Consider the following 12,040-nt stretch of genomic DNA (forward strand, 5'->3'; position numbering starts at 1 on the left):
GGGCGCGCGAGAGCCGAACGGCAGCCCAGTTTCACCCAGTTGGACTAATAGGTCCCGTGGACCAGATTGCGCGGTTCGTCCCCCGCCGCGAACCGGGCGATCTCAGCGGTGGCGATGGCGTACGCACGACGTCCGCTCCCGGTGCACGACCCGGCCACGTGCGGGGTCAGGAACAGGCCCGGCGCGGTCCACAGTGGATGATCGGCCGGCAGCGGTTCGGGATCGGTCACGTCGAGGGCCGCGCGCAGCCGTCCCGAGGTCAGTTCGGCGAGCAACGCGTCGGTGTCCACGACCGGGCCGCGCGCGCCGTTGACCAGGATCGCGCCGTCCTTCATCGCGGCCAGGAACTTGGCGTCGACGAGGTGCCGGGTCTCCTCCGTCATGGGCGTGAAGATCACCACGGCGTCGAACTCGGGCAGCAACGAAGGCAGCTCGTCCTGGCCGTGCACGCCTTCCCTGGCGGTGCGGCCCACGAGCGTGGCGGAGGCGTTGAACGGTTCCAGGCGCCTGCGCAGCTGCTCACCGAGGTCACCGGCGCCGACGATCAAGACCTTCTTGTCCTGCAACGTGTCCGTGCCGTGGTAATCCCAGCGGCCCTCGACGCGCGCCTTCTCGAAGACGAAGAAGTCCCGGTAGATCGCGATCAACGCACCGATGGCCCACTCCGCCGTGCTGCCGCCGTGCGCGCCACGGGCCGTGGACAGCATCACACCGTCGGGCACCTTGCCGACGAAGTTCTCGGCGCCGGCGCTGAGCAGCTGCACGAGCTTGAGGTTCGGCAGCTGCCCGAACACCTCACGCGGGTCGGTGCCCGAGAGGAACCTCGGGATCAGGACCTCGGCGTCGCGCCCCTCCGACGGCAACGGCTCCCCCGGCACGTAGCGGACCGGCCGGACACCGTCCACCTGGGACAGCGCTTGAACTCCGAGATCATCTGGCACGAGCACGGTGAGCGTCACCAGGTCAACGTACGTCAGAATGTTGGTCATGCGGGAGCGCGACGTCATTGCGTGGGACGGCACGAAGATCCGGACGTGGCAGGTCCCCGGCGAGGGGACACCGGTGCTGCTGTGCCCCGGCGTGGGGTCCGGCCCCGAGTCGTGGCCGTCGCTGACCGGCCGCGAGGGCCTGCTCAGCTGGTACATGCGCGGCACGATGGGCTCGGACCGGCCGGTCGACGAGCGCAACATCTCGCTGGACGACCACGTGTCGGACGCGATCGCCGCGCTGGACGACGCGGGGGTCGAGCGGTGCGTCGTCATGGGCTGGTCGATGGGCGTGACGATCGCGGCCGAACTGGCGCTGCGGCATCCGGAACGGGTGGCGGGCCTGCTGCTCGTCGCCGGTGCGCCCGGTGACTCGTTCGACGCCATGTTGCCGCTCGTCCCCAGGAACGTCCGCAGGGTCGTCGGGCTGACGGGCGCGAAGCTGTTGCAGCAGGCCGGTCCGGTGCTGGACAGGGTGCTGCACCACCTCCCGGTCACGGACGCGACGACGTTCCTGTTGCGGCACAGCGGCGTGATCAAGCCGTCGAGCGACCCGAAGGCCGTCACGCACGCGGTGAGCCGGTTCCTGCAGCACGACTGGCGCTGGTACTTCACGCTGGCCCTCGCCCTGGGCGCGACGCCGCGCCAGGACCTGAGCCCGATCGTGTGCCCGGTCACACTGCTCGCCGGGCGGGACGACGTGCTGGCGACGACGGAGAGCATGTCCGGGCCGGTCGGTTCGCTGCCCCAGGCGCGGCTGCGGGTGCTGCCGTGCAGCCACTACCTGCCGCTCGAGGCACCCGAGGTGGTCAGCGACGAGCTCGACCTCCTGCTCGACCGGGTCCACGCGGTCGACTTCGCCACGTCGGGGAGAAGTTGACTTCGGGTTCACGGTCGCGCGCCTAACCTGGGGTCGTGGTTCGTTCCGTTGCGTTGCTGACCGCCGCCTGCCTGCTGGCAGGGGGCTGCGCGAGCTTTCCCGACGAGCCGGCGCCGACGCAGTGGAGCGTGCAACCACAGCTGACCCCGCAGGCGGGGCCGAAGCCGGAGCTGCCGGGTGAGTACCGCCCGACGCCGGGCGACCCGGGCCGCAACCCGGCGCCGCAGAGCGTGCCGCCGCCGCAGGGCTGCAAGGACTACCACCCGGCCGTCGTGGCCACGTGCCTCAACCCCGTCACGGGCGTCGCCCCGATCGGCGCGGACGCGAAGGGCGGGGTCGCGGCGTACGCGACCGAGCGGGGCGGGCGTCTGCTCAAGGTCACCAAGGACGTCGACCCGGTCGTGGTCGCCCAGATCGAGGCCGACGCGTCGACCGACGGCGGCCTGACGGGCCTGACGCTGTCGGCGACGTTCGCGGAGGACCAGCTCGCGTACGTCTACGTCACGACGGCGACGGACAACCGGGTGCTGCGCATCGCGCCCGGTGACACGCCCAAGCCGATCCTCACCGGCATCCCGAAGGGCCCGTCGGGCAACCGCGGTGTGCTGGCGAGCGACCGCAAGGGCGCGATCCTCGTCGCGACCGGTGACGCCGGGAACCCCGCGCTGGCGGCCGACCCGAACTCGCTGGCGGGCAAGGTGCTGCGCATCGACGGTTCCGGCCAGCCCGCCCAGGGCAACCCGACGGCCGGCAGCGCGGTCGTCTCGTCCGGGCTGCGGCTGCCCGGCGGCCTGTGCGTCTCCGCGGACAGCTCGAAGGTCTGGGTGACGGACTGGGCCGCGACCGCCGACGTGGTCTACCGCGTCCAGCCGGGCAAGCTCGGCGAGGCCGCGTGGAGCTGGCCGGACAGGCCCGGCGTGATGGGCTGCTCGTCGTACTCGGACCTGCTGAGCGTGGCCACGTCCAAGACGCCCGGCATGCAGGAGCTGTCGATGAACGCCGCCGGCGCCTTCACCGGCAAGCCCCAGCTCACGATGCAGCAGGACGGCTTCGGCCTGCTCGGGCCGGTGGAGATGCTCAACGAGTCGGCGTCGCTGGTCGGCACCGTCAACAAGGCCGGTGGTCAGCCCATGTCGTCGGACGACAGGGTCGCCATCGTCATCCGTCAGGACGCGGGCGGCACTAAGGACTGAGGGCGAACCGCTCTCCTCCGTCGCGCCACCAGCGCGCGTAGACCTCGCTCTCCTCCACCAGCTTCAGATAACCCGTGGCGACCTGCTCGCACAGGTCGTCGACCTCCTCGGCGACCGGTGCGTCCGTGCGCCAGGCCAGCACGACCTCGCGCACCAGCGGGTTCCCCGTGACCGGCAGGCGCGCGACGCCGGGCGGGGTGCCGCCGACCGGGTAGAGCGGGCAGACCGCGCCGGAATCCCTGATCAACGTGAGTGCGACGTGCGCCTCGCTGCTGAAGTGCGCGATCCGCTGTTCGAAGCCGCTCGCCGCGCACTCGCGGGCGAAGTGGGCGTTCATGCCGCTGTCGTCGGGCTCGGGCATGACCCACTTGTCGTCCGCCAGGGCTTCCAGCGCGATCTCGGGCTGCCGTGCGTGCGGGTGCTGCTCGGGCACCCCGACGAACAGCGGTTCGCGGGTGAGCAGGCGATGGCCGACGTTCGGCGGAAGGGTCAGCGGAGTTCCGGGGAATCGCCGCAGGACGGCGATGTCGAGTTCGCCGGTCGTGAGCAACGCGGTGAGCGTGCCCGTCTCCTTGATGGTGCGACTCGTGACGTTGTCTTTCAACGCAGCCGCGAGTAGTCCGAAGTGATGAGCCGGAATTCCCGCGAGCCTGGTAGGAGCGCTGGCGCATTGCGCGTTACGGCGCGTTACGCGTTCCAGCGTGACGAGCTGGGTGAGCATCGACCGCGCTTCCTGCACGAAGTCCTGACCGGTCGGCGTGAGCTTGACGCCGTCGGCCGAGCGCAGGAACAACGTGCCGCCCAGGTGGTCCTCGATGCGTTTGAGCTGCGTCGTCACCGCTGGCTGGGTCAGGTGGAGCCGGGCGGCGGCCTTGCGCATGCTCCCGCAGTCGGCGATCGCCACGACCAGTTCGAGATGCCGCACTTCCAGACGCATGAGCCCGATGTTATCGCTCAATGTAATAGGGCCGACACCCTTCGTCATCGATATGTTCGACTGCGTGATGGAATTGGCCGAGCGCCCAGCACGCACTGACGCGGTGCTGTTTTCGGATCGCGCTGTGAAGACGTTTCTGGAGGCCGCGTCCGCCGAATACTCGTTCATCACCGAGGACGAGCCGAGACCGTGTTTCGCGGTGCTGCTCGGCCGGTCCGCAGGCACCGAGGCCGTGGTGTCCGAGGTGGCGTTCGGCCGCAACGCGCGCCTGACGGACCCCTCGGCACGGGAGGAGTTCGCGGCGACGATCGTGCCCCGGTTCGGCACGGCGTACGAGAACCCGGTGCGCGCGTGGTGGTTCAACCCCGCCGACCTGCTGACGATCACGCGGGCGGCGGACGCGCGGGACCTGGACGTGCTCGGCTCGATCCACCTGCACCCGGACTGGCACCGGCTGGGCCCTGAGTGCGAGCGGGACCGGCCGTTGAGCGACAGCCCGACACCGATGGACGAGCACATGTTCCGCAACAGCGGATGGCCCGTGAACGTCGTCTGTTACCTCGAACGCCGCCATGGCGGCCTCTACTACTCGCTTGCCGCATGGGACGCGTCGTGCCTGCGCCTGCCGTTGAGGATGAACCACTCATGACCGAACAGATCTACGCGCTGTGGCACCGCATGGAGCAGGGCTGGGCGGCCGGGGACAGCACCGCGTTCGCGTCCGTCTTCGCCGAGGACGTCGACTTCGTGACCGTGCGCGGTGAGGAGCTGTTCGGACGCCGCGCGGTGGCGCTGGGCCACGGGCAGCTCTTCGCCGGGCCGTACCGCGACACGAAGCTGACCGCGGAGATCAGCCTGATCAGGCCGCTGACCTCGGAGATCTCGGTCGTGCACGTCACGTCCTCCATCGCACCGGCGGGCATCACCACCCACGCGCAGGCCGTCGTCGTGCGGCGTTCCGGCGGTTGGGAGATCGCCGCGTTCCACAACATGATCCCGAAGGGACAGTCATGAGCAGGCCCAGGTTGCGGCACATCGCGTTCGTCGTGCGGGACGCCGAGGAGATGGCCGACTTCTACACGTCGAGGTTCGGCATGTCGTTGTTCCACACCGATCCCGACGGCAGCCACTTCGTCACCGACGGGTACATGAACCTGGCGTTGATCCAGCAACGGCTGGACGGGGACGTGCCGGCCGGGTTCAACCACTTCGGGTTCCAGGTCGAGGACGTGGCCCCGTTCCTGGAAACCCTGGAGCCGCGGCCCGCGTTGAGGGGCGGCGACCGGCCGTTCGCCGAGTACCGGGCGATCGATCCCGAGGGCAACTGGTTCGACCTGTCCGCGCACGGCTTCCTGCCGCCAGGGGTCTGAGGTTTCGGGCGTCGTGCCCCTGGGCAACCTAGGTGTGGGGTATGTGCAAGAGGGGCGGGGACGGCTGTCGGGGCCTCCCCGCCCCTAGCCATGTCTACCGCGTCCCGCTCCAGTAGATCGCCTGCGCGACCTGCGCGTACAGGCCCTTCGGGTGGTTGCGGAACATCGGCTCGGTGCCGAACAACACGACCTTCGCGCCGTTCGCCGCCGTGCCCGACACGACCGCCGCCTGACCCGCTGCCGCGTCCTGACCGCCCGTGCCGTTGTCACGTGCGTGCCAGTGGCCCGCGGCGATCACCGTGCTGCCGTAGCGCTGTTCGACCGTCACGCCCGTGCCGAGATTCGTGAACCACTGCGGGGCGTAGACGAACGAGTGGGGCAGCGCGCCGGTACCGACCGGGCCGGTGCCGTTGACGACGTTCACCACGCCGTTGGCGTCCTCCCAGCCGGCTGTGGGCGTGGCCTGCAGGAGCTTGGCGTCGGTGTTGAACCTGCTGCCCGTCGCACCGCGCGTGACCACACCGCCACGCTTGAGGAACTCGTCGAGCGCGGCCTTCGCGGTGGCGTTGAGCTGCGCGTAGTTCAGGCCCGCGCCCACGTACAGCGCGTCGATCCGCGACCAGTCGAAGCCCGCGTTCAGCACGGCCGTGGAGATCGTGCGGACGTCGAACCCGGACTCGCGCAGCACCTGCAGTTCGTCGGCGGACACCGCGGCCGCGATCGTCTTGCGCTGCAACGCCTGGCCGCCCGGCTCGGCGGTGGTGAAGCGCACGCCGTAGCGCTCGGCGACCTCCTTCGCGGCGGCCCTTTCCTTCGCGGGCACGACGATCGTGCCGTCGTCCTGCCGGCGCAGTTCGAGGCCGCGGCCGAGCAGGTCGTTGACCGCGCTGACGTCCTTCTGGTCGGTCAGCCTCAGCGCGAGATCCGCGCCGGGTGCGGCGTCGACTTCCCCGGTCGGCGCGGCGGCCACGACGGGCTTGCCGTCGAAACGGAACTGGCCGTCCTTGTGGATGTCGACCGACGCGCCCCAGAGCAGGCGATGGCTCCAGCCGGAGATGTCGTACATGACCGGCGCCTTGTCGGAGATGTCGCTGCCCTGCTCGAGCATCACGTTCGCGAGGCCGCGCTTGGGCTGGTGCATGTCCACGACGTACGACCCGGCCGGATAACGCCTGCCGCCCAGCGTGAACGGCTTCTCGGCGCGTTCGACCCGGACGTCGTGCCGGACGAGCTGGTCGACCAGTCGTGCCGCGGCGGGCGCGGACCGTTCGTTCGTGATCACGTAGGCGCGCGGGAACTCCGTGCTGAAGCGGTCCTCCGGGCCGAAGCCGGGCACGAAGCCGTCCGGGATCTGCCGCTGCTTCTCACCGGCGGCGCCGCGGCGGAACATCTCCGTCTGGTTCGCGATGAGGCTGCGCCGGTTGTCGTCCACGTAGTCGAGCGTGGTCTTGATGGTGGCTTCGACGACATCGGTGTTGATCTTCGAACGCCGCTGCAGCTCCGCGGCCGGCAGTGCGTCGTAATCGGACCGGTTGACCCGTATCGGGATCTCGATCGTGTACGAGACGGCACCGTGGTACATCGAGTACTGCGCGGTGTAGATCGGCGCCCAGCCGTCCCACTCGCCGACGGGGTAGTCGCGGAAGGGGATCTCCGGCTTCGCCGTCTCGGGATGTCCGAGTGCCTGCACGGCCTTCTCCATCTGCAGGCCGCCCGCGTACCCGTGCTTGATGTACAGGTCGAAGTCGTAGTTCTGGCCGTGCGGCGGCGTGGTCGGCTCGATCAGCGTGTTGGCCACGTAACCGTGCTCGTCCAGCATCATCAACGGCTGGGTGCGCTCCACGATGTCCTGCATGACCCGGTTCTCGGGCTGCGAGTTCGTGACGAAGTCGCGGTTGAGGTCGAAGCCCGCGTTGTTCGCGCGCGTGCCGGCGACGCGCCCGTCCGGGTTCGCCGTGAGGTTGAAGTAGACCCTGCTGCGCTGCAACAGTTTCTTGGTCTCCGCGTCGTTGCTCGTGGCAAGGTGCTCGATGACCCGCAACGCGCCGTCGGTGCCCTCCCACTCGTCGCCGTGGATGTTGTTGTTGATCCAGATCGGTGCCTTGTAGAGCCCCGCCGGGACAGTGCGCCCCTCCTCGATGGTGGCGCGGAACCGTTCCTGGATCCTGGTCTCCGCCGCGCTCTCCGGCGCGGTCAGCGTGACCAGGTACAGGTCGCGGCCGAGCCCTGACTGGCCGACGACCTCGACGGAGATCCTGTCGCTCCTCCGCTGCAACGCGTTCAGCTTCGGCGCGAGCGAGTGGTACGGCGCGAGGCCGAGCTTGATGGACTTGTCGGCCGCGTTCTCCGGGTACGTCCGCAACGTCGTCCGGCGCGGATAACCCTGGTGCCTGTCGGCCTGGTTCTCCCCCTGGGCCAGCACCCCCTGCTGGAGGAAAGCGCTGTCCAACGTCGCGACTTCGTTGCGCTCGGGCCCGTTGCCAGGCTCTCGGTCTGGACTCGACGGTTGCGCCGTTCCGTTGACGGGCGCCGCCATCACCGCGGCGGCCGCCAGGAGTACGGCGAGCAGAGTTCTGCGCATACGACCGTTTCTCGCACAACGGCCCGCGTATCGACTAGAGCCGATAGGCGGGCCGTTGCATCCCCTCGGTCAAGACCTGTGCCGTCGAGGGTGGCACAGACCGCCGCCGTTCAGCGAGAAAAGTTCACCAACCGCCCGTCCCAAATGGGGCACAAGTCACCGCTGACCAGCGCGTTCAATTCACTGAACGACGTACAACCACTCGAACGGCCTAAGCACTCAGCCCGAACCGAGACAGAGGAAGGGCCGCCGGAACGGATCCTTGGCCATCGCCTCGGCCAGCGCCACCGCGGGCGCCGCCCCCGCCACCAACGCGCGGTGGTAGTCGGCCATCGCCGCCGCACTGGTCTCGTCCCCGACCTTGCTGGCGGCGGCGACCACGGTCCGCGTGCCGCCGGCGAGCATGGCGCCGGCGAACCCCAACGCCTCGTCGCCGGGCCTGATCCGGTTCAACGCCAGCGAACAGGCGGCCAGCACGACGTGCCCAGGCGGTGTTCGCAGGCGTCCGAGTTCGTGCGCGAACAACGGGCCGTCGACCAACTCGAGCCGCGAGAACAACGCGTTCTCGTTCTCGTGCTCGCCATGAGCCGCGATGTGCACAAGATCCGCGCCGTCCAGGTGTGCGAGCACCTCTGCCGCGGTCGCGTCCTCCCCCGACAGCACCACCGCCTTGTCGTGGTGCGCCGCCAGCCGGTCCAGCTCCCCGTTCCCGAACTGCAGGCTGGGCCCCCGCACCAGCAACACCCTGTCGGTCTCGGGTTTGTCGGACTGCGCCGCCGCCAGCCAGGCCGTGGCACTGGGCGCTGTGACGACGGGCCTGCCGTGCAGACTCGGGATCACGCCCCACGGCACCGCGTAGAGCGTGCCGGTCGGCACCACGACCAGCTCGCGCTCGCCGATGAGATGGATCAACGGCTTGATCAGCATCGCGTCGAGCACGTCGGCCTGCTTGCGCGCCGAGGCTCCGATCACCTGCACCAACGGCTGCGGCAGGTAGTCGGGCGCCAGTGCGTTGAGGTCGAAGTGCAGCTTCTGGGCGCTCTCCAGCGCCTCCTTGGCGTCGCCCAGCCGAACCTTCCGGACCTGCCCGCCCGCGATGACGACGGCGAGCATTCCGCCACCGGACACCACGAAGCTCACCATGGCCCGCTCACCGAGCTCCGCGATCACCTCGCCGAGACCGGCCATCGGCCGCGGCCGGCCCCACCGCTGGGCGTTCCAGCCGAGCCGGTTCGCCTCCCGCTGTGCCCTGGCCAGCCTGGCGCGCAACTCACCGGTCGGCCTGCCGTCGAGGCCGGCGCGCATCAGATCGCGTCCGAGCCCGCGCACCTCCACGATCCGTTCGGCCAGCTCGGGATTCTCGACGTGCTCCAGCGGCTCGTAGCGGTAGGCCTGCGCGCGCGTCCGTTCCAGCCAGACGAACAACCGCCGAGCGTCGTTGCTCTCCCGCACCAGCCGGATCGCCAGCTCACCGAGCTCACGGCTGTGCACGGCGGTCGCGGACACCAACTCCAGCCCGCCGAGCTGGTCGCGCACCTGCCCCAGCTCTTCGAGGCCCTTGCGTGCGTGCAGCAGCGCGGCGCGACGGTTCCCCTTCGCCAGCGCGAGCTCGGCCAGCACCAGCCGCCGTTGCATGCGGTGGTCGATCGGCGTGACCGCGCGCGGGCTGGGCAGCTGGCGCAGCAGTTCCTCCGCGTCGCCGGTCCTGCGCCGACGCACCTCGAGACGCGCCGCGAGCAACTTCGCGAGGCGGGCCTCATCGACCAGATGGTTTGACGCGAGTTCGTCGGAAAGCGTCAACGCCTTCTGCACCAAGGAGTTCGTCACGCGCTTCGTCTGCATCGCGTGTGCCCAGAGCTCGATCAGGGCGGCCATCATCCACCACGTGCTGCCGCGCTTCACGAGCTTGCGCAAGGATGCCTTCGCCATCTTTCGCGCGAGGTCGAACTGGTCGTCCAGCAACGCGGCCGACGCGCGGAACATCTCGACCTCGGCGATGTCCTGCCCGACCTTCTCCTTGCGCATCACCGGCAACGCCTCGTCGAGCGCCCGCCCGGCCTCGTCGGACAGCCCGATCATGAGCATGGCTTCCGCCTGGTCCAGCTGAACGCCGCTGAGCAGGGACGCCTGCTCCTGCAGCCGGAGGACGCGGCCGGCTTCCTCGTAGCACCTCAACGCCTCGCCGAGGTCACCACTCTGCTTGTAGGTGTTGGCCAGGGCGTGCTGCGTGTACGGATAAAGATCATCGAGCTGGTGCTCTCGAGAGAGGGCACTTGCTCGTTCGAGGTCGGCAATGGCGACATCCCGACGTCGAATGGCGCCGTTGGCGAAGGCGCGTGCAATTCGTGCCGAGGCCAACTGACGAATGAGGTTTGATTCGAGACGATCAGTGGCCGAGGCCATCTCGTTCTCGATGAAGGTGATGATCGGACCGAACCACTGGACGGACTGCTCCGGCTGCCCGAGACGCAGAATGATGTTGCCCTGACTGTGGTCGATGCACCCGTTCAGCAGAGCTCGCAGCTTCACGTCGGCGAGGGTGTCGGCCTCACGACGGGCAGCGTCGAACGTGTCGAGCGCGACGGCCATGCCGCTGGTCTCGCCAAGGCTTCTGCCGAGGGTGTACAGAATGCGCACCCGCAGATCTGTCCGTTCCGGACTGTCAGGGGCGCGATCGGTGTGCGTGAGTGCACGGTTGAGCAGCCGGATGGCCGCAGGAGCACGGTAGTTCTCCTGCTCGGCCCATCCGCTCTTGTACAACTCGCGCGCTCTCTCCAGGGCACGAGCGGGCATGTGATCATCACACCACATGCCCCCAAATGGCGCTGTCCGCCAACCAGGCGCAGCCAGGTCGACGGACAACGCAGAGGGTGACTAGCTGGACACTTCCAGCTTTGCCAGGTTGTCGGGGTGGTTGTCGCAGCCGAGTTCGTGCTCGACGTCGCCACCCGAGTCGGCGCCACCCGCGAACATCATCGGACCGGGCGGACGGCCACAGCACTGCGGCGTGACCGGCGGCTTGGGCGTGGTCGCCGGCGGCGGCGCAGGAACCGGGGCCGGAGCCGGAGTCGGCGTGACCGGCGTGCCCTCGAGCACGGACTCGGCTTCCTGAACGACCTCGGCGGCAGCCGCGTCGAAGTTCTCGCGCTGAACAGTCATGAGGTTCCCCCCTCGTTTGGACTATTACTTCTCATCCCCCCAGATGAGTTGCACGGAGAGAGTGACACACACGGCTATACACACACGTCTCATTTAGCTAACAGCCACTCAGTCGGCCTAAGATCACAATCGACCACCTGCACGAACAGGTGACCCTTTGTGATTTTTATGGCCACTGTGTATCTACGAGCGGTGTGCGCACACGGTCGCCTGGGGTGGCAGACGCAGCCAGGCGGTGGACTCGGCGTCCCACCCGGTCAGCACCGCCGTGCCGTGCGGTGTGGCGATCGGGACGTGTTGCGCGGTGAGGAGACCGGTGACGGTCAGGTGCACGGCGTCGAAGTCCTCGGCCACTCGCGTCCAGTGCACCTGCGCGTGCGGGCTCGTCTGGCGCGGGTACCGGTTGACCAGGCGCTCGTAGTCGGCGGGTGATCCGATCGTGCACAGCCTGACGTCGGCCGGGTCGAAGGCGAGTGCGTGCAGTGGCCGGTCGTGGCCGAACTCCGCCCACTCGCCCCACTGCCACATGCTCGTGCCGTCTGGCAGGAAGGACGAGGTCCACAGCGCTCCGGCCGGTTTGTCGTCCTGGGTGGGCTGATCGATCAGCGTGACCGCGGAAGGCACCGCGTTCCGGGCGAACCTCGCCTGGGGTGATCGCGGCGCGGACAGCGGGCCGTTGGACACCCGTCTCAACACAGCGGCGGCGATGGAGTCGAGTTCGGGAGCGCGCCGCGCGGCGAACGGGCGGCCGGAGTGCCGTTGGGACGCGGCGAAGACGGTGTGCCGGTAGAGGACTTCGTCGGCCAACTGGTCGAGGAGGATCTCGTCGCCGAAGAACTCGCGCAGGAGCAGGCACAGCGCGAGGAGCACGGGGCTGCTGACCCCGTCGAAGACGTGATCGGCCATGAACGTCGCCCCGTTCGCACAGACCGTG

Annotated in this window: 11 protein-coding genes; 5 read left to right on the forward strand and 6 right to left on the reverse strand. The window is 69.1% G+C overall.

What is annotated here, in order from left to right:
* Positions 1–44: 44 nt before the first annotated feature.
* Positions 45–989: a 2-hydroxyacid dehydrogenase gene (locus IEY88_RS07525; RefSeq protein ID WP_189153887.1), complete on the reverse strand. Its 945-nt coding sequence runs from the start codon at positions 987–989 to the stop codon at positions 45–47.
* Between IEY88_RS07525 and IEY88_RS07530 the strand changes: the two genes are divergently transcribed.
* Together IEY88_RS07530 and IEY88_RS07535 are read left to right on the forward strand one after the other, a co-directional pair.
* Complete coding sequence (locus IEY88_RS07530; RefSeq protein WP_189153888.1) at positions 988–1,866, forward strand: alpha/beta fold hydrolase; 879 nt, start codon at positions 988–990, stop codon at positions 1,864–1,866. The two genes, IEY88_RS07525 and IEY88_RS07530, sit on opposite strands and share 2 nt — an antisense overlap.
* Positions 1,867–1,901: 35 nt before the next feature.
* Positions 1,902–3,059, forward strand: a complete 1,158-nt coding sequence (locus tag IEY88_RS07535; RefSeq protein ID WP_229693165.1) for a PQQ-dependent sugar dehydrogenase — start codon at positions 1,902–1,904, stop codon at positions 3,057–3,059.
* Here the strand turns inward: IEY88_RS07535 and IEY88_RS07540 are convergent.
* Positions 3,049–3,996, reverse strand: a complete 948-nt coding sequence (locus IEY88_RS07540; RefSeq protein ID WP_189153889.1) for a LysR family transcriptional regulator — start codon at positions 3,994–3,996, stop codon at positions 3,049–3,051. The two genes, IEY88_RS07535 and IEY88_RS07540, sit on opposite strands and share 11 nt — an antisense overlap.
* Before the next feature lie 124 nt (positions 3,997–4,120).
* Between IEY88_RS07540 and IEY88_RS07545 the strand changes: the two genes are divergently transcribed.
* The 3 genes from IEY88_RS07545 to IEY88_RS07555 are packed head-to-tail and all read left to right on the forward strand — an operon-like array spanning position 4,121 to position 5,366.
* On the forward strand, positions 4,121–4,645 hold the full coding sequence (locus IEY88_RS07545) for a hypothetical protein (protein ID WP_189153890.1): 525 nt from the start codon (positions 4,121–4,123) through the stop codon (positions 4,643–4,645).
* On the forward strand, positions 4,642–5,010 hold the full coding sequence (locus tag IEY88_RS07550) for an SgcJ/EcaC family oxidoreductase (protein WP_189153891.1): 369 nt from the start codon (positions 4,642–4,644) through the stop codon (positions 5,008–5,010). Before IEY88_RS07545 ends, IEY88_RS07550 begins: the two co-directional genes overlap by 4 nt.
* Positions 5,007–5,366 (forward strand): VOC family protein, encoded by a 360-nt coding sequence (locus tag IEY88_RS07555; RefSeq protein ID WP_189153892.1) that lies wholly within the window; start codon positions 5,007–5,009, stop codon positions 5,364–5,366. Before IEY88_RS07550 ends, IEY88_RS07555 begins: the two co-directional genes overlap by 4 nt.
* Before the next feature lie 94 nt (positions 5,367–5,460).
* Here the strand turns inward: IEY88_RS07555 and IEY88_RS07560 are convergent, their stop codons facing one another.
* From IEY88_RS07560 to IEY88_RS07575, 4 genes are all read right to left on the reverse strand, one after another.
* Positions 5,461–7,947 (reverse strand): M14 family zinc carboxypeptidase, encoded by a 2,487-nt coding sequence (locus IEY88_RS07560; RefSeq protein ID WP_189153893.1) that lies wholly within the window; start codon positions 7,945–7,947, stop codon positions 5,461–5,463.
* Between the two features lie 219 nt (positions 7,948–8,166).
* Entirely contained in the window at positions 8,167–10,740 is a 2,574-nt protein-coding gene (locus IEY88_RS07565; RefSeq protein ID WP_189153894.1) for a CHAT domain-containing protein, read from the reverse strand.
* Between the two features lie 81 nt (positions 10,741–10,821).
* Entirely contained in the window at positions 10,822–11,106 is a 285-nt protein-coding gene (locus tag IEY88_RS45035; RefSeq protein ID WP_189154579.1) for a hypothetical protein, read from the reverse strand.
* Positions 11,107–11,289: 183 nt separating this feature from the next.
* Entirely contained in the window at positions 11,290–12,012 is a 723-nt protein-coding gene (locus tag IEY88_RS07575) for a hypothetical protein (protein WP_189153895.1), read from the reverse strand.
* Positions 12,013–12,040 lie beyond the last annotated feature (28 nt).

The sequence above is a fragment of the Lentzea pudingi genome (assembly GCF_014646255.1).
Taxonomy (GTDB): Bacteria; Actinomycetota; Actinomycetes; order Mycobacteriales; family Pseudonocardiaceae; genus Lentzea; species Lentzea pudingi.

Coding starts and splice junctions, on each gene's coding strand:
- IEY88_RS07530 (WP_189153888.1), top strand. CDS start 988: ATGCGGGAGCGCGACGTCATTGCGTGGGACGGCACGAAGATCCGGACG.
- IEY88_RS07525 (WP_189153887.1), bottom strand. CDS start 989: ATGACCAACATTCTGACGTACGTTGACCTGGTGACGCTCACCGTGCTC.
- IEY88_RS07540 (WP_189153889.1), bottom strand. CDS start 3,996: ATGCGTCTGGAAGTGCGGCATCTCGAACTGGTCGTGGCGATCGCCGAC.
- IEY88_RS07550 (WP_189153891.1), top strand. CDS start 4,642: ATGACCGAACAGATCTACGCGCTGTGGCACCGCATGGAGCAGGGCTGG.
- IEY88_RS07555 (WP_189153892.1), top strand. CDS start 5,007: ATGAGCAGGCCCAGGTTGCGGCACATCGCGTTCGTCGTGCGGGACGCC.
- IEY88_RS07560 (WP_189153893.1), bottom strand. CDS start 7,947: ATGCGCAGAACTCTGCTCGCCGTACTCCTGGCGGCCGCCGCGGTGATG.
- IEY88_RS07565 (WP_189153894.1), bottom strand. CDS start 10,740: ATGCCCGCTCGTGCCCTGGAGAGAGCGCGCGAGTTGTACAAGAGCGGA.
- IEY88_RS45035 (WP_189154579.1), bottom strand. CDS start 11,106: ATGACTGTTCAGCGCGAGAACTTCGACGCGGCTGCCGCCGAGGTCGTT.
- IEY88_RS07575 (WP_189153895.1), bottom strand. CDS start 12,012: ATGGCCGATCACGTCTTCGACGGGGTCAGCAGCCCCGTGCTCCTCGCG.